This is a genomic window from Labilithrix luteola, from assembly GCF_001263205.1.
Lineage (GTDB): Bacteria > Myxococcota_A > Polyangia > Polyangiales > Polyangiaceae > Labilithrix > Labilithrix luteola.
Genome location: NZ_CP012333.1, coordinates 2,593,406 through 2,613,614, shown reverse-complemented (window position 1 = coordinate 2,613,614; position 20,209 = coordinate 2,593,406). Strand labels below are relative to the sequence as shown.

The 20,209-nt window shown below is 66.4% G+C and carries 17 protein-coding genes; 6 read left to right on the top strand and 11 right to left on the bottom strand.

Annotation, left to right across the window (positions count from 1 at the left end; all coding sequences use genetic code 11):
- Positions 1 to 80: 80 nt before the first annotated feature.
- On the bottom strand, positions 81 to 1,070 hold the full coding sequence (locus AKJ09_RS11910; RefSeq protein WP_169927467.1) for a serine/threonine-protein kinase: 990 nt from the start codon (positions 1,068 to 1,070) through the stop codon (positions 81 to 83).
- A gap of 110 nt (positions 1,071 to 1,180) precedes the next feature.
- Here AKJ09_RS11910 and AKJ09_RS11905 point away from each other — a divergent pair, with 110 nt between their 5' ends.
- Positions 1,181 to 2,782, top strand: coding sequence for a GMC oxidoreductase (locus AKJ09_RS11905; protein ID WP_240488447.1), 1,602 nt, complete (start codon positions 1,181 to 1,183; stop codon positions 2,780 to 2,782).
- Positions 2,783 to 2,919: 137 nt separating this feature from the next.
- Positions 2,920 to 4,608: a metallophosphoesterase family protein gene (locus AKJ09_RS11900; protein WP_146647312.1), complete on the top strand. Its 1,689-nt coding sequence runs from the start codon at positions 2,920 to 2,922 to the stop codon at positions 4,606 to 4,608.
- Positions 4,609 to 4,634: 26 nt separating this feature from the next.
- Here the strand turns inward: AKJ09_RS11900 and AKJ09_RS11895 are convergent, their stop codons facing one another.
- Positions 4,635 to 5,087, bottom strand: coding sequence for a tellurite resistance TerB family protein (locus AKJ09_RS11895; RefSeq protein WP_146647311.1), 453 nt, complete (start codon positions 5,085 to 5,087; stop codon positions 4,635 to 4,637).
- Positions 5,088 to 5,465: 378 nt separating this feature from the next.
- Between AKJ09_RS11895 and AKJ09_RS11890 the strand changes: the two genes are divergently transcribed.
- Complete coding sequence (locus AKJ09_RS11890) at positions 5,466 to 6,185, top strand: hypothetical protein (protein ID WP_146647310.1); 720 nt, start codon at positions 5,466 to 5,468, stop codon at positions 6,183 to 6,185.
- A gap of 3 nt (positions 6,186 to 6,188) precedes the next feature.
- On the opposite strand, the gene AKJ09_RS11885 is transcribed toward AKJ09_RS11890, so the two are convergent.
- Together AKJ09_RS11885 and AKJ09_RS11880 are read right to left on the bottom strand one after the other, a co-directional pair.
- A complete protein-coding gene (locus tag AKJ09_RS11885; RefSeq protein WP_146647309.1) occupies positions 6,189 to 7,727 on the bottom strand; it encodes a M15 family metallopeptidase in 1,539 nt (512 codons plus the stop codon).
- Positions 7,728 to 8,065: 338 nt separating this feature from the next.
- Positions 8,066 to 9,232: a YsnF/AvaK domain-containing protein gene (locus AKJ09_RS11880; protein WP_146647308.1), complete on the bottom strand. Its 1,167-nt coding sequence runs from the start codon at positions 9,230 to 9,232 to the stop codon at positions 8,066 to 8,068.
- Positions 9,233 to 9,764: 532 nt separating this feature from the next.
- Between AKJ09_RS11880 and AKJ09_RS11875 the strand changes: the two genes are divergently transcribed.
- The gene (locus tag AKJ09_RS11875; RefSeq protein WP_146647307.1) at positions 9,765 to 11,054 is read left to right on the top strand and encodes an OmpA family protein; all 1,290 of its coding nucleotides are present in this window, start codon (positions 9,765 to 9,767) and stop codon (positions 11,052 to 11,054) included.
- Between the two features lie 97 nt (positions 11,055 to 11,151).
- Here AKJ09_RS11875 and AKJ09_RS11870 read toward each other — a convergent pair whose 3' ends face one another.
- On the bottom strand, positions 11,152 to 12,498 hold the full coding sequence (locus tag AKJ09_RS11870) for a TolC family protein (RefSeq protein WP_146647306.1): 1,347 nt from the start codon (positions 12,496 to 12,498) through the stop codon (positions 11,152 to 11,154).
- Positions 12,499 to 12,850: 352 nt separating this feature from the next.
- On the opposite strand from AKJ09_RS11870, the gene AKJ09_RS54770 reads away from it, so the two are divergent.
- Positions 12,851 to 13,531, top strand: a complete 681-nt coding sequence (locus AKJ09_RS54770) for a serine/threonine-protein kinase (protein ID WP_240488446.1) — start codon at positions 12,851 to 12,853, stop codon at positions 13,529 to 13,531.
- A gap of 325 nt (positions 13,532 to 13,856) precedes the next feature.
- Positions 13,857 to 14,204, top strand: a complete 348-nt coding sequence (locus AKJ09_RS11855; protein ID WP_146647305.1) for a hypothetical protein — start codon at positions 13,857 to 13,859, stop codon at positions 14,202 to 14,204.
- 3 nt (positions 14,205 to 14,207) lie between these two features.
- On the opposite strand, the gene AKJ09_RS11850 is transcribed toward AKJ09_RS11855, so the two are convergent.
- The 6 genes from AKJ09_RS11850 to AKJ09_RS11825 form a co-directional block, all read right to left on the bottom strand.
- A complete protein-coding gene (locus AKJ09_RS11850; protein ID WP_146647304.1) occupies positions 14,208 to 15,281 on the bottom strand; it encodes an NAD(P)H-dependent flavin oxidoreductase in 1,074 nt (357 codons plus the stop codon).
- A complete protein-coding gene (locus AKJ09_RS52870) occupies positions 15,274 to 15,585 on the bottom strand; it encodes a helix-turn-helix domain-containing protein (protein ID WP_169927466.1) in 312 nt (103 codons plus the stop codon). The genes AKJ09_RS11850 and AKJ09_RS52870 overlap by 8 nt, the downstream gene beginning before the upstream one ends.
- A gap of 295 nt (positions 15,586 to 15,880) precedes the next feature.
- Positions 15,881 to 16,750, bottom strand: a complete 870-nt coding sequence (locus AKJ09_RS11840) for a sugar ABC transporter permease (protein ID WP_240488445.1) — start codon at positions 16,748 to 16,750, stop codon at positions 15,881 to 15,883.
- On the bottom strand, positions 16,747 to 17,772 hold the full coding sequence (locus AKJ09_RS11835) for a carbohydrate ABC transporter permease (protein WP_146647302.1): 1,026 nt from the start codon (positions 17,770 to 17,772) through the stop codon (positions 16,747 to 16,749). The genes AKJ09_RS11840 and AKJ09_RS11835 overlap by 4 nt, the downstream gene beginning before the upstream one ends.
- Positions 17,685 to 18,941 (bottom strand): sugar ABC transporter substrate-binding protein, encoded by a 1,257-nt coding sequence (locus AKJ09_RS11830; RefSeq protein WP_146647301.1) that lies wholly within the window; start codon positions 18,939 to 18,941, stop codon positions 17,685 to 17,687. The genes AKJ09_RS11835 and AKJ09_RS11830 overlap by 88 nt, the downstream gene beginning before the upstream one ends.
- A gap of 6 nt (positions 18,942 to 18,947) precedes the next feature.
- Positions 18,948 to 20,159 carry an ABC transporter ATP-binding protein gene (locus tag AKJ09_RS11825; RefSeq protein WP_240488444.1) on the bottom strand — a complete coding sequence of 404 codons (1,212 nt, stop codon included), beginning with the start codon at positions 20,157 to 20,159 and terminating at the stop codon, positions 18,948 to 18,950.
- Positions 20,160 to 20,209: the final 50 nt, after the last annotated feature.

Sequence of the window (20,209 nt, the reverse complement as noted above, 5' to 3'; positions counted from 1 at the left end):
CAACCACCTCGAGCGAGAAAGCGCGAACGTTGAGAATCGAGCGCTTCGACGCGCTTTTGCTTCGCGAGCACCCGCGGGGCTCAACGTCGGAGCAGATCCTGCCAGTGCGCCGGGAGGCTCGCTTTGGGGAGCACCTGCGAGCGAGTCGATTGGGATATGGGGGCGAGCGCCGCTCGATAGATCGGTGCATTCGCCATCTCGAAGCCCGAAGCCATCGTGAGTGCGAGCTCGAACTCGCCGACGTTCGGCCAGCGCGCGTCGGGCGAGCGAAGCAAGGCGGCGTGGACCACGCGCGCGAGATCGGGAGCGACCCAGGGCGCCGCTGTCTGGACCGGCGGAACCGACGACTGACCCACGAGGAACGCCATGAACGAACCCGATCGGGTGAACGCCGGCGCGCCCGTCAGCGCGTGGTAGAGGACCATTCCGAGGCTGAAGACGTCGGTGCGAGCGTCGACGCGCTTCGCGTTCTCGGCCTGCTCGGGAGACATGTAGTGGGGCGTTCCGAGCAGCGCGCCCGAGCTCGTGAGCGAATCGATGCCCGCGTCTTGGACCTTGGCGAGCCCGAAGTCGCTCACCTTGACGACCACCACGCCTCCTTCGTCTTCGAGGAAGAGATTCGAAGGCTTGAGGTCGCGATGGACGATGCCTTCGGAGTGACCCTTGCCGACGCCTCGCGCGGCTTGGAGCACGAGCGGCACGGCGACGGACGGCTCGAGGATGCTCACGCGCTCGAGCACCGAAGCCAGATCTCCGCCGCGCATGCGTGGCATCACCAAGTACGGCGCGCCCGTGCTCTCGTCGACGCCGTGGTCCACGAGCGAAAGCACGTTCCTGTGCCTGAGCCGCTCGGTGGTGGCGATCTCGCGATCGAAGCGGGCGCGCGTCTCGGCGGCGACCTCTTTTGCCCCCTTGCCGACGAGGAGCGTTTTCACGGCGAAGGCGTTCCCCTTGTCGTCCGTGGCCTCGAACACGGCGCCCATTCCGCCGGCTCCGAGCTTGCGACCGAGCGCGTATTTCCCGCCCATGAGCGTGCCGGGCGGAATCGAAGGAGGGGAGGGCCGAGCCATGAACGCGCGGATGCTAGCGCGGCAGAGGTTCTCGTGTCTGCGCGGTCGAACCGCGCTGCTCATCATCTTCACCACGATCGCGCGCACCCGTCCTGAGGTACGCTTCGAACGTGGCGGATTTCGACTACGACTTCGCGATTGTCGGCTCCGGTTTCGGCGGAAGCGTCTCTGCGCTTCGGCTCACCGAGAAGGGCTACCGCGTGGCTGTGCTCGAGATGGGCAAGCGCTGGCGTAAGGAAGACTTTCCGCGCACGAACTGGGACCTCAAGAAGTCAATCTGGCGGCCGTGGCTCGGCATGTACGGCATCTTGCAGATGACCATCGTGAAGGACGCGTTCTTCCTCCACGGTGCGGGCGTCGGCGGTGGCAGCCTCGTCTACGCCAACACGCTCCTCGTTCCGCCGGACGAGGCCTTCCGCGACCCGCGCTGGGTCGGCATGGATTGGAAGACGGAGCTCGCGCCCCACTACCAAACCGCGATGCGCATGCTCGGCGCCATCGAGAGCCCCGTCGTGATGGAGACCGACGAGATGCTCGAATCGGTCGCCGAGGACATGGGCCGAGGCGGCACGTTCAAGCGTGCGACCGTGGGCGTCTACTTCGGAGAGTCCGGCAAGACCGTCCCCGATCCCTTCTTCGGCGGAGAAGGGCCCGAGCGCACCGGATGCGTCTTGTGCGGCGGTTGCATGGTGGGGTGCCGCTACGGAGCGAAGAACACCCTCGACCAAAATTACTTGTATCTCGCAGAGAAACGCGGCACGACGATCGTTCCCGAGACGCGCGTCGTCGACGTGCGCCCTCTCGAAGGTGGCGGCTACGAGCTCACGCTGGAGCGCTCCACCGGGTGGACGCACCCACGCCATACGCTCCGTGTTCGGGGCGTGGTCGTGTCGGGCGGCTCCTATGGAAGCGTGAACCTCCTCATGCGCTGCAAAGAGCGCGGCAGTCTCGGAAAGCTCTCGGGCCAGCTCGGTCGCTACCTGCGTACGAACAGCGAAGCAATTCTCGGCGTTCGTTCGCGCCGCGACGACGTGGACTACTCGCGCGGCATCGCCATCACGAGCGGCGTGTTCGTCGACGACAAGACGCACATCGAGGTCGTGCGCTACTCGGCCGGCTCCGATGCGCTCGCTCCACTCGCCACGGTCCTCACCGACGGTGGCGGTAGCGTTCCTCGCTGGCTTCGCTGGATCGGCGAAGTGCTTCGCCACCCGCTCCAGTTCTTGCGCTCGACCGTGCCCTTCGGATGGGCGAAACGCACGGCGATCTTGCTCGTCATGCAGCCGGTCGACAACCATCTGCGCTACCGGCTGCGTCGTCGCTGGTATTGGCCCTTCTCGAAGAAGCTCGACTCCGACCGCGGCGATGGTCCGCCCGCCCCGGTGTACATTCCGGTCGCAAACCTGGTCGCCAAGAAGATGGCCGCCAAGATGGGAAACGGCGTTCCGCAGAGCGGCCTTCTCGAGGTCCTCTTCGGCAAGGCTACGACGGCGCACGTACTCGGGGGCTGTCCGATCGGACAGTCGCCCGACGACGGCGTGGTCGACACCAAGAGCCGCGCTTTCGGTTACGAAGATCTCTACGTCGTCGACGGATCGATCATTCCCGCGAACCTCGGCGTCAACCCGAGCCTCACGATCACGGCCATGGCCGAGCAGGCGATGACGCACGTCCCTGCGCGCGCCGAGCGCAACGACGGTGTCTGGGCTTAGTGACGTACGCGTCTCGTTCTCGCGTCTCGTTCTCGCGTAGCCGAATCACCTGAAAAGGTACGCGTTGTAGGAGGCGCGCCGCCTTGCTTCGCCCGGTTCCCCAACCGACGCGCGAACGGGTATCTTCGTCGTCAGCGATGATCACCTTCAGCAACGACGGGAACCGCGCCGAGCAGCAGATGCACGCGGTGATCTTCTACCTCGTGACGTTCGGTTACATCGATGGCGACTTCGACGCTGCCGAAAAGAGCTTCGTTCGGAAGACGATCGAGACGCTGATCGAGCACCGCGCGACGACCGCCATGCCCGACGCCGACGCTGCCGTTCGCGCGGACGTCATCGCGAAGTTCACGAAGCACTTCCACGAGGTCTTCGAAGGGATCGATCACAGCGTCAAGGAGCTCTTCACCGAGAGCGTCTCTTCGAACGAAGATCCCAAAGCGTTCGTGCACGCGAAGCTCAAGGTGAGATGCTTCGAGATCTTCCAGAGCTTCGATCGCGTGGGCCAAGAGCAGCTCATGGGCCTCATCGACACGCTCCTTCTCGCCGACGGCGTTGCCCACCCGGCCGAAGTGCAGTTCCGTGGCGAGCTCGCGCAGCTTCTCGAGGCCGACTTCGGCGTCGACCTCGTCGAAGATCAGGGCGATTCGAAGGTCACTGTCGCGGCCGCGCGTCCGACGGTCCACACCGAGGTCGACCACCCCTTCTTCAAGCCGTTCGAGTTCCACTTCTCGCGCGACCCTGACACGATCGCGCGTCAGGTCGCGGCTGACCGGCAGCTCATCGATCGCGCGATCGCGGTCTTCGAAGAGCAACGAAAGGCGGGCGCCGGAAAGCTTGCCACCAAGTCCACCGTCGCCGACATCGGCGAGGGAACGTCGTTCCTCGACGGCCATGTCTATGCGCGCATGCCGAAGGCCGGTGAGCGCTACGAGATCACCGTGCTCGGCGACCTTCACGGCTGCTACAGCATCCTCAAGGCCACGGTTCTCCAGTCGCAGTTCTTCGAGCGCGTCGACGCCTATCGTCGTGACCGAACGCAGCCCTATCCGCTGCTCGTCTTGCTCGGCGACTACATCGATCGCGGACTCTTCAGCCTCAACGGCGTCCTACGAACCGTACTCCAGCTCTTCGTGACCGCGCCCGAGCACGTGGTCATCTTGCGCGGCAACCACGAGTACTACGTGGAAGTGAACGGCACGATGTACGGCGGCGTGAAGCCGGCCGAGGCCATCAATTCGCTCAAGCCGCTTCTCCCCGTCGACGTGTTCCGTCACTACCGAACGCTCTTCGAGAAGATGCCGAACATGCTCCTGTTCGAGCGTTTCCTCTTCGTCCACGGCGGCATCCCGAAGGACCGCATCGTGAAGGAGCGCTGGAAGGATCTCTCCACGCTCAACGACGAGGAGATCCGCTTCCAGATGATGTGGAGCGACCCGAGTACGGCCGACGTCATCCCCGCCGATCTGCAGGATCAGGCGGCTCGCTTCGCCTTCGGGCGCATGCAGTTCCGCGCGTTCATGCAGCGCATCGGCGCGCACACGATGCTGCGTGGTCACGAGAAGGTGCTGCCCGGCTTCGTCGCCTCGTACGATGACGACGGCGGCCCGCGCGTCTTCACGCTCTTCTCCTCGGGCGGTGCGGAGAACGCGGATCTCCCGAAGGAGAGCACCTACCGCGACGTGACGCCGATGGCGCTCACCATCTCGTTCGATGGAGGCGGAGGAGCGGCCCTCACGCCGTGGTCACCCGACTGGGCGAGCTACAACGATCCCGAGCGCAACGCCTTCTTCAAGGTGGCGCCCGAGATCGAGCATCGCACCTGAGGAGTCGGAACGCCCTCGGTCTCGGTTCAGCCAGGGTCGAGCGCCGTCATGACCTCTTCGGTCAGGCGATCGACCGTCTCTTGCGTCAGGCCGAGGGCATCGATGAGCTGGAGATCGAACTCGAACTCCTGATCGCTCGAGGCGAGATCGGCCAGGGCGAGGGTGTAGGCCATCTTGTACGCGAGCTCGCGCGAACCAGGGCTCGTGAGCGCCTTGGCGAGCTCGCGAAGTCGGGCGTCGGCGTCGTCGCGATCCATGTGGCCGTCGAACTTCGAGAGGAGCGCCTGCGCCTCGCGTTCGCCTTCGCTTGCACCGGCGAGGCGCTTGGCCAGCGCGCGGAATGCGACCTCCTCGTCCTCGTTGATCGTGTGGTCCGCGGCGACCGACAAGTAGGCGATCTCCAGCACCGCGCGTTGCTCTACCGGCGGGAGTGCGACCTTCTCGGGGACGACCTTCTCGATGTTGGCGATGGCGGCCATGGCCCCAGCCTACTGCGGCGACCGCTTGCACGGACCGAGAATTTCGGGGCCCACGACGGGCGAGGGCCCCGAAATCCTCGGTCCTTTGCACAAGTCTGTCGCGAACTCCGTTTGACGATTCAATCAGCGCAACTGAGTTGCGCTGAAAGGCGGGTCGCGACGGGCTGGAACTTTTGCCGGACGCGATTGTCGGCCTGTTATCCGATGGTGACGAAGGTCCGCGCGCTGCTCCTGCTTCTGGGAGCCCCCGTTTTTTTCGGGGGCGGATGGGCAGCACGCGCCGCGGGGGAGGGACTTTTCGCCACGGGAGCGTCGCCGGTCCCACACGAGCGGCAAGAGGTAGCGTCGGCCAACGTCGCGTGCACGGATCACGTGGCGATGGACGCGAATCGAAACCTCACCACGCAGGTTCGCGACTACAAAGATCGCTGGCTCTCGGCGGAGACCGAGGTGCGAACCGCGGAAGCTCGGATGGCCGAGGCCTCACGTGGTCTTCCGTTCGGCGTTGCTGTCGATCGCGGTGAATGGAGTCGAATGGGCCGCGAAGGGACGCTCCGACTCCGCGTGCCGTGTGCCACCTGGCATGCGGGCCCGCGCCTCGAGATCCGCGGGCGGACGCGTGGGAAAGCTTCCTCCCGCGGTCCGCACGACGTGGCTCTCCACGCCGAGATCGTCGGCCTCTCGAAGGAGGAGATCGGGACCGTCGAAGAGGCCTACGAGCGGACGCACACGCGGCTCTGGTCGAAGGTGCGCGCGGTGTGTGAGGTGACCGAGGAGTTTCAGGGGAGCGCCGAAGAGTCACCTCCGGAGACCGACCATGATCGCGTCGAGCTCTGCCGTCGCGCCGCGATCCTCGTGGCCTCGCCCGCCACGCAACGAGCGGTCGACGATGTCACCGCGCTGCTCGGCGCGGGTGGTTCGAGCGAGAGAGCCAGAGGCCTCGAGGAACGCGTGCTCTTCACGCTCGCCGAGAGCCCGAAGGATCTGTTCGAGGAGGTCGTCGGCGTCCTCGGACGCGAGCGGGCCGTACGCGCCTTCGAGTACGGCGCCATGTGTCTCGACGAGATCGTGTACGTCGTCCGGAGCGGCGGTGCGTGATGCTCAGCGGAGGTCGACGGTCGTCGGTTCGCCTCGAGGCACTCCGGCCTCGAGCAACACCACGCGCACCTGCGACGTCTCCTCGGGAACGGCCACCTTCAGCGTCATCGTTCCGCGTGGCGCAGGCAAGAGGACGTTCGCGCGGTCGTAGGTCTGTGCGTGGCTCGGCAGCGATAGGCCCGCGCGCCATGGCCAGGCCACACCGCTGTCGTTGGGAACGGGCTCGACACCGATTACCCAGGCACCCTCGAGCGGAGGAAAGGCGCGCGGCGACGTCGCCGGGTAGGGGGCGAGCTTCTCGAACGTCGAGCCCTTCGTGTAGCGCGCGGCATCGGGCGCAACGATGGGAGGCTGCGTGACGACGTGCTCGGGGATCTCGACTTTCACCTCCACGATCGCCGCGTCACCCGTACGCTTGGTGGCGCGACCTCGTTTGACCTCGCCGAGCTTCGGCGCGCTCGAGGAAGCCACGGGATGTCCCTTCTCGTCGAGATGAAGGGCGCCGCCCGGCGATCGGCGAGACTTCTTCTTCTCGTCGCACGAGCTTTCCCCGTCGGCGGCGAGCGTTGCACATTCCCCGCAATTGCATCCGTCGCAGACGGGGATCTCGGCGTCGGGCCCCGTAAGCCCCTTCACTTTGCGTAGCCATTGCTCGAGCGTAAGCTCGTTCGGCGTGCCCGGGCCGCTCGCTTCGAAGGCCTTCTTGAATCGCTGCGCGGCTTCTTTCCCGATGTAGCGCGCGTGCCAGTGTTCGAAGCGGTAGCCCGTCTTCGGATTGACCGGCACGGGGATGTCCCAGCGCGTGACGCAGCTCTGCTTGGGATGCCGATCGTCCGGATGAATCGGATACGGCATCACGAACCCGAAGTCCCATGCGTGCTCCTGCAAGAACTTCCCGGCGGGCGTGCAGCCGAAGCCCTCGCGGAAGACGCCTCGCGGATCCTTCGCCCATTCCTCCGTGAAGAGGTCGACGGTGGTTCCGAGCTGATGCTGGCTGTGCCCGGGCAGTGCGCTCTGCTCGGTCGCATTGCAGAAGGAGCCCTTCTCCGCCCAGCGGAGGAACGTTCCGCACTGGGCGGCGTAGCTCCGGAATGCCGACTCGACCTTGCCGGGAAAGCCGCGCGTCTTCATCTCGGCAAGGAGCTCGTCGAGGGCGTCGGCGGCCTCTTTGCGGAGGCAATGGAGCTTGTCGCACTCGCCGGAGGAGACCGGCTTGTGAGTGCGGATGTCGACGAGGTCCGAGGGGGACCAATCCGAGGCGAGCACGCCGGTGGGCGAGCGATTCACGATGGCGAGCAGATCATTGCCGTCGACGAACGACACGCGCAGATCGCGTTCGGCGACGTGTTCGCCGGCGACTCCTCGACAGGTGACCCGCGGAGCAAGCTTCGACTCGCCGTACGACGCTAGCCCTCGCGAAGTCGAGGCGTCCGTGTCGGGTGCCGCATCGACCACGTCCGCCCCGCTTCGGGGCGTGCTCGGAGTGGCATCGGTTCCAGCATCGACCTCAGCCGGCGCGCTCTTCCGTGCGCACGCCGTCATGACGAGGAGTAAGAGGGAACTGGAGACGACGACCCGGCGAATCAATCTTGCGGATCGGTAGCACGCCGGCCGCCGTTGTGGCGCCGTCCTTCGGGGCGCGGCGGCAACTCGCGGCGATCCACGCCCACCCGGCGATCCGTTCCCGAGCGCCGTTCACCTTCTCCATGCGCCGGCCGCGTGGCCTTGGTTTTCGGGGGCGATTTGCGCGCAGGCATGGTCCCCTGCTCATGCAGGAGCCCCCGAACTCGGGCCAAGTTTTCGACCAAAATGGGCGCCCCCCGCACGAAGAACGCGCACTGGCAGACGCGTTCTCCGTGCGGACCCGCGCGAGCGCGACCTCAGAGGTTTCGTGCTCGCGCCCAGGCGTAGCGGATCGTGTCCTTGAAGCGATCCCACGTTCCCGGACGCGCGTTCTCCCAGTTCGTCTTTGCCTGGCTCTCGATCTCCTCCCAGCGAGACGCTTTGCTCGCACGGAGTCGATGGCCGAGCTCGTACGCCGGGAGGTACTCGTCGAAGGTCGAGCCCTTCAGGTTGAGGCTGTCGAAGTGCTTCTTGTAGCCACCTCGATCGAAGTCGCGCATGTGATCGATGTCGACTTCCGTCGCGCGCAGCGTATCGGTCACGACCTCGTCGTGTCCGGTCGTGCGCTTGTGGACGATGACCTCCTCGACGACGCGGACGCCCTTCTCGACCACGGCTTCTTCGCCGTATTCGGAGAACTCCATTTCTTCGCCGCGGAAGACCGACTCACCGTTGCGCGGAGCGCGGTCAACCGCACGTCGCTCGATCTCGACGTGCTCTTCACGCAGATTGATGCGCTCGTTGACCGGCGTCTCCTTCACGTGAACGCTCACGTGCACCCCGCCGCGCTCGACCTCGCGCTTACCGACGCGGAGCTCTTCGCGCATGATGGGAATGTGGCGTTCCTCGTCCTTGCCGAACAGGTGTTCCTTGCCGGCGATGTTGGTGATTACGTCGGTGCGCAGGGGCTCGCGCATCGGCGCCGCTTGCTTCGGCATCTCCTTCCGAGTCTCGACTTCACGCGCGATGCCCGCGGCGGCGGCGGCAGCTGCGCCTGCGATCGGTGCACCCGCCTTCAGGCTCGCTTCGTGCTCGAGGCGCGCGTGTTTCTCCATGATCGCTACGACGCGATCCGCGTCTTTGTCTTCGACGGTCAACGACTCGAGCGTCTCACCGTGCTGGACGCCTCGCGCATAGTGCTCGGCGAGCTTCGGTGTGAGGCCGAAGTACTGCAGTGTCCCGGTGAGGCCGTTACCCCCGCCCGTCGACTGCTTCATTGTGTCGGCGATCGGACCGCAAGCAGCGACGCGGCCGACATCGAGCGATTCGATGGGCGCGAGGCTGAGTCGTCCGCCCATCGCGCGCTGCGCGGAAAGGTTGGTGACGACGCTGATGTCCTTCGGTCCGAACCCCAGTTGGATGAGCTCGTCGATGGTTCGTTGCGCCTCGCCAACCGTATTGAACATTCCAACTACCGTTTTCATCGGGACGCCTCCTTATGTCGCCGCTCCGGCTCGCGGCGGCTCGTCCGCCGGGCTGAAACGTCATGCAGTGCGCTGCGGCAGACGATGCATGCGGCGCGCCTTCGCTCGATCGGATGTCCCATCGCGGGAGAAGGCCGCACCGGGGAGGCATGAAGCCCGCGTCACCGAGGAGTATCCCAGCAAGGCACGACGGCTCGACCGTGCGCCCTTAGCTCGGAGGCATGATGCCTCGGACGAGCCGCTTGTGTCCGCTCGCCGCTGCTAGGTCTTCGACGTGTGCGCGTGACGAGGCGCCCTTCGCCGCATCGATCCACAGCCGCGCGCAAAAGAGGATAGCGGCGTGACACTCGGGAGCACGACCAGATGGCCGCCCTCACGGGCACGGCCCTTGCGACCTGGACGGATGCCGCATGGCGCTGCGCCAAATAGGTAAGGGGCGTACGCACGGTTCGGCTCGAGACATCGGCTCTGCACGTCGCAGCGCTCACTTTGTCGGACGACGAGTCGAGGTTTGGGAAGGAGGGATGATGCCATGACCGGTAGTTTGATTGAGACCGTCGAGGCGCGCCTCACGCCCGATGTCGTCGGCAAAGTTGCCGGCTCCATCGGCGAGTCTCCGGCGAAGGTAAGTGGAGCGTTGTCATCGGCCGTACCGTCGATCTTCGCGGGACTGATCCAACGAGGCTCGACACCGGGCGGTGCAGCCGGACTGCTGTCGAGCCTCAAAGACGTCGACTCTTCGCGGATCGGTGACGTGTCCGATCCGCGCGGCATGATGGGCATCGGCAGCAAGCTCTCTTCGGGCATGCTCGGCGACTACGGCGGCCGAATCACCGATGTCATCTCGCGTACCAGCGGTATCGGTCGCGAAGGTTCCTCGGGGATCATGTCCTTCGTGTTTCCGCTCATCGCGGGTGTGATCGGCAAACAGGTCGTCTCGCGCGGTCTCGGCGCGTCCGGCCTGATGGAACTGCTCTCGAGCCAGAAAAAGGCCGTTCTCGAGCACCCGAGCCTTCCGCGCGGCTTGAACAGCGCGCTCGGCATCGGTGATGTCTCCGAGCTCGGCGGCGTCGGTGCGGAGATTGCGGAGCCCCACGTGAGCGTCGCTCAGGTGGCACCGCGCCAGGTCGCGCCGCCCCCGCGTCGGGTGGTGCCGGTGGCCGAGAAGCCGCGCACACCCTGGGGAGCGATCATCGGAGCGCTCGTGCTCGGCGCAATCCTCCTCGGTGGCTTGACCTACTTCTCGCGCCGCCACCACGAAGTTCCCGCCCCGCATGCCCAGGCACCGATGGTTCATCAGCCGAACGTCCAGACGCCGGCGGCGGCGCCCCCGCCAGCGCCCCCGGCCCAGCCCACCGGGCAGGCCACGCTCACTTCTGGAGAGATGGAGAAGAAGGACGCCGCGAAGAAGGACACCGGGATGGCGGCGAAGAAGGAGACCGGGATGGCCTCCGCCTTCACGGGCAACGCCGCGCTGCCCGAGCGCGTTGCGCTGCCGAACGTCAACTTCGACACCGCATCGTGCGACCTGCAGAGCGGCGGTGAGGCGACCCTCCAAGACGTCGCCGTGACCATGAAGGATCACCCGTCGTCGCGCGTTCGCATCGAGGGCTTCACCGACTCGGTCGGCGGCGACGACATCAACTCGCCGCTCTCGGAGCGCCGCGCCGAAACCGTCAAGAAGACGCTGGTCGGGAAGGGCGTCGATGCGAACCGTATCGAGACGGTTGGCATGAGCGAGAAGCACCCCGTCGCCGACAACGGCACCGACGACGGCCGCGCGCAGAACCGTCGCGCGGACATGGTGATCATCTCCCGCTGAGCGGCGAACGAATCGTTCGACGCAAATGCGAAGAGCGCGACGTCGGACTTTCGGGTCCTTCGTCGCGCTCTCGTTTTGGTCTCTCGGTGGACGCGAGTCAGGGGTTGGGGAACCGACCCGAGGCGTAGAGCAGGTCGAGGCGGGCTTGGCGAGCCGCGTCCTCGGCCACGGCGGCGTCGGTCGTGGCGTCGAGCGCACGGCGTTCGGCGTCGATGACTTCGATGTTCGTGGTGGCGCCGGCCTTGTAGGCGGTCTGCGCGAGCTGCAACGACTCCTCGGCGAGACGTGCCGCTTCGCGGGCCTGATCGAGCGCGGAGTCCGCACGCTGCACGGCCACGAAGGAGGTGCGGACGTCCGAGCGAACCTGGCGAAGGAGCGCATCGAGCTTCGTCTTCGACTGGTCTCGCAGAGCTTCGCGCTCGTGGGCGAGACCGTAGCGGAGGCCGCCGTCGTACAGCGGAATCTGGAGGATTAGCTGAACCTGCCAGCCGGTGTTCGGCTGGGTGGGTGTTGCGGGCGTCTGGAAGAACGGCTGCGCGACCGCATTCAGCACCGGCAGGTAATCCGTGTAGTTGTCACGCACCGACTTGCGCGAGATCTCGACGCGCTGGCGCTGCGTGACGATATCCATGCGGTTCTTCTCGGCCTCGCCGATGGCGGCGTTCAGCGAGGGCGTTTCGGGTAGCACCGCATCGACGACGTCGACCGGCCCATTCTCGCCAAGGAGCACGCCGAGGGCTTCTTCGGCGCGTTCGAGCCCGAGCGTCTGCGTCTGGACGCGCGTTTCGCTGGCGGCGCGTTCCTGCGAGGCGCGAGCCGCATCGAGTCGCGTGCCGATGCCGCCGGCGAACCGCGACTTGGCGTACTCCTCGTGTGCCCGTGCAGTGTCACGGGCACGCACGGAGCTTTCGAGCACGCGGTGCTGCGCGATGACCGTGAGGTAGGCGCGGCCCGCGGCGATCGCCACCTGACGCTTCTGGTCGACCGACGACAGCTTGGCGTATTCGATGTTCTCTTTCGCGCGTGCCGAGTTCGCCCAGTTCTTGGCCGAAATGAGAGGCACCGTCAGCTGGATGTTGCCGTTGAGCTGGTTGGCGGAAGCGAACACGGCGCCGTTGACGATGCGGTCACCATCGAGGTGCGTGTACGTTGCATTCGCGGTCAACGTCGGAAGCCAGCTCGCCCGAACCTGCTCGTAGAGGGCCTGCGAACGCTTGATCTCTTCCATGGCGAGTTCGGCGTTCGGGTTGCGCTCCATGGCGCGCCGGATGGCTTCGTCGAAAGAGACCTTGGGAGCGTCGGTCGGGGGCCTGTCCTTGACGTCCGGTTGGGCTTCTTCGGCGCTCGCCGTTCCGGCGATGCAAACGTAGGTGGCGACGACCGCCAGACCCGCGAGGCGCGCCTTCCGCGCAATCCCCCGGAAAGTCCCTTGACACACAGACATCTGAATCGGTCCTCCGGCGCGTGAGCTACGTAAGCTCCGCGAACTACGAGACAAGTACGCGAGTAGGCCCCCCTCCGATGTCCTGACCGCTCCGAATGTCGCGGCATCCTAGCCGAAAGCCGACGAACGGCCATTCAGGTCGGTGCGAGTCGCGGTGCATTCCCGACGAGTAGGACCCGGCGTAGGATGAACGGTGAAGAATGCCTGCGGTCACCCAGCCGAGCGCCGTTGGAATACGGTCTCCACCCTCGTCGTTCGACCAGTTCGCCGTCGAAGGGCCGCTCGGCAGCGGCGGCATGGGACGCGTGTACCTCGGCCGTGACACGGCGCTCGATCGGCCTGTCGCGCTGAAGTGTATCGCGTCGGTGAAGTCGACGGCCACCCTTACATTGCTTACGAGTTCGTCGCGGGTCAGAGCCTCGACAAGGTCCAGAAGCCGGTCGCCTGGGAGACTGCGCTCCGGCTCGGCCTTGGGCTCGCGCGAGGCCTTGCCGCCGCGCACGCCACTGGAATTCTCCATCGCGACATCAAGCCGGGCAACGCCGTGCTCGGCGAGCGTGGGGAGATCAAGCTCCTCGATTTCGGCCTCGCGAAGCTCTTGGATAGCGAGGTCGCCACCGAAGAGGTCGCGCCACTTTCCGTGCATGGTCACGGTCGCCCGAACGCCGACCTCGCGAAGGCCGATGACGGGTCGATCTCGACGAGCTCGACAGAGCGCGTTCGCGTTCTACCGGAGGGACTCTCCGGCAAGCCGGACAGCATCCACGAGCGAAATCTCACGCGGCCCGGCACCCTGATGGGAACCCCCGCGTATCTCTCGCCCGAGCTCTGGTGGGGCGAAGCCGCGTCGCCTCGTTCCGACGTCTTCGCCCTCGGCCTCGTGCTCTACGAGCTCATTGCCGGTGCGCTCCCGCACGCTCATCTCGAGGGCGAAGAGATGGCATTCGCGATCATCGATCGTGACTTCCCAGGGGGCGTGTCCCGCCGTGCCGGAGTCGCTCGCCAAGATCGTCGATCGTTGTCTGCGGCGTGAGGCGAGCGAGCGCTTCCCCTCGGCCGTCGAGCTGGAGAAAGCGCTCGCCGAAGTGGACGCGGTCTTTCAGCCTGCCGCGTCGCGGCTCGGTGCCGTCGAGATGGAGCCGACCCGGCTCGCGGTGGCGGCGTCGATGGCGCGCCTCTCGAGCCGCATGCCAGTCGCTCACCACGCGCCTGAAGAGCGCGCGCAGCGTCGGATCGGCATCGAACAACTTGTCGTAGACTCGCTCGAGGAGCCCCCGGGCACAGAACGAACCGCTCGTGGCCGTTCTCACGCTTGCGATAGACGGCGAGAGATCGCTTCCCTTGGCCTTCATCGAGACGTGCGCGCACTACGCGAAGAAGTTCGCCGGAAGCCCGCGCACAGCGACGCGCTCACGCTGTCGTTCGCCTTCGATGGTGGCGTGCGCGCGGTGCGATGTGCGCACGAGCTCCTCGAGCTGGCCGAGCGTCAAAAGATCTCCGTTCGCGCCGGCCTCGATGCCGGTCGCTGCGAGGGGCAGAACCGCGGGCTCGACCTGGCCATCGCATCCGCCTTCAAGCTCGCGGAGACTGCGCCCCTGTTCGGCGCGCACATGAGCCCGCTCCTCCACGAGCTCGCGATGGGAAGCAACCTCTCCACCGAGCGCGTGATCGAGACGGGCCTCTTCGTGCTTCGCTCGTCTTCCTGAAATTCAGGGTCGAGCGAGTGCCGCGAAGCCTTCGAGTGCCTCTTGCGCGAGTTTTCGCGTGAGCTCGCCGGCGGGCATTTTCCGGCCGAGCGATGCGGCCTGGCCCGACCACATGTTGGCGAAGTCCGCCGGCGCCTTCGCGACGAGCGACGCGAGCGGTCCGCCGGCGAGCGGGAAGCTCGGTGCGAGTGCCGACAGCGGACCGACCTCCCGCATCACGCGATTGACGATGCCGCGGGCAGGTCGACCGGTGAACACGTTGGTGATCGCGGTCTCGTCGTCGTGCACGTGATCGAGCGCTTCGCGGTGGAACGGTTTGACCTGCGCCTCGGGGCAGAACAAGTAGGCCGTTCCGAGCTGCACGGCCGAGGCGCCGAGCGCAAACGCCGCGACGATTCCGCGCGCGTCGGTGATGCCGCCCGCGGCGATGACGGGCACCTTCACCGCGTCGACGACTTGCGGCACGAGGGCCATCGTGCCGACCTGACTGGCCATGTCGTGGGTGAGGAAGTTTCCGCGATGGCCGCCCGCCTCGAAACCCATGGCGATGATGGCGTTGCAGCCGCGGGCCTCGAGCCAGCGAGCCTCGGCCACGGTTGTCGCCGACGCGATGACCTTCGCGCCGGCCGCTTTCACGCGTGCGAGCAGCGGCTCGGGCGGAAGACCGAAGTGAAAGCTCACCACCTCGGGCTTCTGCGCTTCGACGAGCCCGCAAAAGGCTTCGTCGAACGGCGCGCGATTCGAGGCCGTGAAGGGCGCCTGGGGATCGAGCCCCAGCTCGAGATAGAAGGGCGACAGCTTCTCGCGCCATGCCGTCATCCGCGCGGGATCCGGCTCCGGTAACGAGTGGCAGAAGAAGTTCAGATTGATCGGGCGCGAAGTCTTCGCCCGAATCGTGGCGATCGCCTGGGTGGCCTGATCGATCGTCGACAGCGCGCAGGGAAGCGAGCCGAGACCGCCGGCCTCGCTCACGGCGATGACCATCTCCGGGGTCGTGGCCCCGGCCATGGGGGCCTGCACGATTGGGAGGTCGATTCCGAACAGCTCGAGGATACGGCGGTCGGACCAGCTACTCATCGTCGACATTAGATGCAGATTCGAGTCCGTACCGCCTCATCAGTCGATAGAGCACGTAACGATTTTTCAATCCGAGCTTCCGCGCCGCCTGGCTGACATTGCCCTGTGACGAAGCGAGTGCGGTACGGATGGACTCTTCCGTGAGCTCTTCGCCTTCGGGAGCGACGGTCGGTAGGCGGAGTTCCGCTTCCACCTCTTTCGTGAGAGCGACGAACGGCTCGCGCGTCGTCGTCACCGCGAGCCAGAGGAGTCGCTCGAGCTCACGAAGGTGATGCGTGAAGGAATGACGCAGGAGGGCTGCCACGAGGCGTGGATCGATACGAGGCTCGGGTGGACCATCGCTTCGCGCATCGAACCGGCGCGTCACGAGCTCGGGCGTCTCGCGGCAAAGCGCGCGAGGATGTGCCGGACGAGCAGGGGAATGTCGTCGCGTCGCGACGTCAGCGGCGGCAGCTGAACGCGCGCAGAGAAACGCGCCACGAGGTCGTGCTTGAGCGCAGTTTGCAAGCGCGCACAAATGCCCGAAATGACGTCAGCGCAGGACCTGTTCGACGTGTGCGCGCGCGTTTCGACCCGTGCGTGCACACGGCCGAAAGCGGTCAGCCCTTCACGCCGCCCGACGTCAACCCGCTGATCAACTGGCGCTGGGCCACGTAGAAGAGCGCCATGACGGGGACACTCACGAGAATGGCTCCCGCCGCGAAGGCGCCCCAAGAAGTGTCGTACTCGCCGACGTAGCTCTGGAGGACGACGGGCAGCGTGAACGCACTCTCCCGACCGAGCAGTGTGGCGGCGAGGATGAACTCGTTCCATGCGCTCATGAACGCGAAGAGCGAGGTCACGGCGACGGCCGGGCGTGCGGCCGGCAGGGCCACTTTGAGAAAGGCCTGCGTGCGCGTTGCGCCGTCGACCATCGCCGCCTCTTCGAGATCGACCGGAATGGCGAGGAACGCCCCGCGCAGCTGGAAGATCGCGAAGGGCACCGCCGTCGCCGCGTACACGAGAACGAGGCCGGTGCGCGTGTCGAGCAAGTGCAGCGTATCGAGGATGAGATACAGCGGCACCGCGCTCGCGACCCCGGGGAACATCTGCGTGAGGAGGAGCGTGCGCTGGCCGGTTCGTTTGCCGACGAAATTCCAGCGCGCCAGCGCATAGGCTGTGGGCGTGGCGATGGCGACGGCCACGAGGGCCGTGGCAAGCGAGACAACCAGCGAGTTCGCGATTTGCCGCGCGAAGAGCCACGGGCGCCCGCCGGCGCCGAGCCCCATCACCAGGCGGAAGTTGTCGAGCGTGATCGCGCGTGGGATCGGGAGCGCGTGAGGCTCGGTGGCATGATCGCCCGACAGCGCGAGCGAGACGACCCAGAGCACGGGGTAGAGTGCGTAGACGACCGCCGCGACGAGCACACCGTTGACGACGGCGCGTTCGAGGGCGCTCGGTCGCTTCGTGGTCTCCATGCCGGCGCTCATACGCTGCTCTCCTCGCCGGGGCTGCGACCGATCCGCCCGAGCGCGCGTGACATGAGCGCCAGCAGTCCGAAGATGATCACCGCGTACGCCGCCGCGTATCCGAGCTGCGCGTTGCGCGCGAATGCCCAGCGGTAGGCCTCGCTGACGAGGATGTCGGTCGTCCCGTCGGGCTCACCGCCCGAGACGAGGAACACGACGTTGAACATGTTGAAGGTCCACACCGAGCCGAGAACCACGGCGGGTAGCAGTGTCGGCTTGAGCAGGGGCAGGGTGACGAGTTTGAACGCTTGGAAGCGCGTTGCGCCGTCGACCTCGGCGGCCTCGAGCACGTCCTTTGGAATCGACGTGAGCGCGCCCATCACGACGACCATCATGAATGGAAAGCCGAGCCACACGTTGGTGGCCACGTTCGCCGTGAAGGCCGTCGAGAACTTCGAGAACCACGACACGGGCGCAACGCCGAGCGCTCCGAGCATCGCGTTCACGGCGCCGAACTGGCGGTGGAACATGCCTTTCCACGCGAGCGCCGTGACGTACGAGGGAACCGCCCACGGAAGGATCAGGAGGACTCTGTAGATTGCACGCAGTTTCAGGAAGGGCCGTGCGAGCAAGATGCCGAGCACGAGCCCGATGCCGACGTGCAGGACGACGTTCACGAGCGTCCACACCACGGTGACCAGCAAGGTGAGATAGAACGAGCCGGCCGAGAGCCAGTCGACGAGGGGCTTGCCGCGAACGGTGAGAATGTCGACGTAGTTCGAGAGACCCACGAAGCGAGGCGCGTCGCGTGCGCCGGCGAAGAACGACGTCGCCGCGCCCGCGACGAGAGGCAGCACGACGAGCACGAATACGGTCAGCACCGAATGGACCACGTATTTGTACGCGGGAAGCGATTTGGCGAGCTCACGACGGAACCCCGGCGCACGCGCGCGCTTTACCGCGTATGCGGCGCCCGCCAAGAGCGCCAATCCGAGCAGCGCGATGAGAGGCGCAGGCGAGGGAGGCGGCGGGGGAGGCCGCATGATGTCGAGGTAGCGGGCTTTCGCCTCCTCGAGGGCCGCCTTGGCGGTAGCATCCCCCGCAGGACCTTGCGCAGCGCTTGTTCGGCGGGAACCCACGTGGCGCGCATGGCCAGCGAGGTGGGCATCGGAATCGCGTCCGCGCTGGCCGCGTGGAAGGCCTCGAGCAGGGCACGCCCCTCGCCGTGACGTTCGCTCGTCCAGTAGCTTCGCGATGCCACGATCTGCTTTCCGGTGTCGGCGCGCTCACGCGCGGAGGCGTCGTCACCGAGGTACCGCGCGAGTGCACGCGCCTCGGTTCGCGAGGAGCCTTGCGGCGTGAGGAACGCGCCGTCGACGGTGAGATACGGGCGCATCGGTCCTTCACTACCGATGCGCGGAAGCGGCACGACCTCGTAGGGAACGCCCGCGAGCTCCCCGGCGAGCCACGGTCCGCTGATGACGGCGGCAGCCTTGCCGGACAAGAAGAGCTGCTTGACCAGATCGCCGCTCGGCTCTTCGGGGATCACGCCGCTCGTCGTCAGCGCGCGTGCCTTCTCGGCGGCGGCTTCGGCCTTCGGGCCGACCATCGCGAACGTGGTGCCGTCGAAGAGGCGCCCGCCGAAGGCGTGCAAGAGCGGCGCATGGAAGTAGGCGCTCTGGGCTTCGTAGGCGAGGGGAAACACGCCGGGCCCGAGCTTGCCCTTCGCCGCTTCGAGCTCCTCGAGCGTGCTCGGCGCCTTGGGGAGTTTGCGCGTGTCGATGTAGAGCGCGAGGCACTTACTCGCGAGCGGCACCGCGTATCGCACGCTCCGATCGGTCACGGCCTCGACGGTCACCGGCTCGTAACGCGCGACGTCTTCGTCCGGAAATGCATCGCCGGCCGGGGAGACGAGCGCATTCGAGAGATAACTGCCGAGACGCTCGTGAGGGCTCACGAAGACGTCCGGCCCGTTGCCTCGCGGAATCGCTGCTTCGAGCTTGGCTGCGTACGCCTCGTTCGGCACGGCGAGCACCGTCACCTCGACGTGCTTTTCGTCCGCGAACCGTTTGGCGATCGTCTCGAGTGCTTTCTGTTCGGCCCCCCGGTACGGATGCCAGAGCACGATGCCCGGCGCCGGTTCGCTGCAGCCCGGCAGCACACCGATCAGGAGCGCAATCAGTGCGACGGCGAGGGCTTGGAACCTGCGCATGACGACTCAGGCGAGCGCGTTGCCGGTCTTCGGATCGAAGAGATGCACGCGCGCGGGATCGACGGCGAGCGGGATTACCGAGCCGGGACGAACGCGCCGAGCGTCGTCGGAATCGAGCCGTGCGATCACCGAAGGCCCGCTCTGCGTGAGCCAACCATGAGCGAACGCCTCGGAACCGAGCGCCTCGACGAGCTCCACTTTCAGCTCGGCCATGCTGGGAGCGCCGTCTTTGGCGAGCGACACATCGTGCGGGCGGATCCCGATCGTCACGGCACGACCTTCGACGAGGGATGCACCAAAGCGGTCGTCACTGACGAGTGCTCGAACGCCGCCGCCTTCGGCGAAGGTTCGCCCGGCGTCTCGAACGAGCGTGCCTTCGATCATCGTCATCTTGGGCGAGCCGAGGAACGTGGCGACGAACTTGGTGCGCGGGCGCTCGTAGACTTCGAGGGGCGGGCCCTTCTGTTCGACGAGCCCCTTGTTCAGCACCCACAGCGTGTCCGCGAGGGTCATCGCTTCGACCTGATCGTGCGTCACGTAGAGCGTGGTCGCGCCCAAGCGATCGTGCAGGCGTCGAATGTCGACGCGGACTTCTGCGCGTAGGGCGGCGTCGAGGTTCGAGAGCGGTTCGTCGAAGAGGAAGACGTTCGGGCGACGCACGATGGCGCGCCCCATCGCCACACGCTGTCGCTGCCCGCCCGAGAGCTGCTTCGGCAATCGGTCGAGCAGCGCGTCGAGACCGAGCATGGCGCTCGCCTCTTCGATGCGTTTCTGGATTTCGCGCGTCTCGGTGCCGCGCAGTTTGAGCCCGAACGCGAGGTTCTCGCGCACGGTGAGGTGCGGGTAGAGGGCGTAGCTCTGGAAGACCATCGCGATGTCGCGATCGCGCGGAGGAAGCCGCGTGACGTCACGACCGGCGAGCGTGATCGTTCCCTCGTCGGCTTCCTCGAGGCCCGCGACGAGCCTGAGTAGCGTCGACTTGCCGCAGCCGCTCGGTCCGACGAGGACGGCGAAGCTGCCCTCCGGGATCTCGAGGTCGACACCGCGCAGAATCGAGGTCTCGCCGAATGCCTTCTTGATGCCTCGCGCCGTGCAGCGCATGGGTCGCTCCGCGAGGGCGAGCGCGGGCGGCGGCGTCTCCAGAGGCGCGTCTTTCGTGGACTCGCCGCGTCCTTGTTCGAGAGGGCTGCGACGAGTTGCTTGGATCGCCTCGGACATCGGAGCGCAGAATTCTACCGCTGATTCGGCGGGTGACACGTAACGCACTT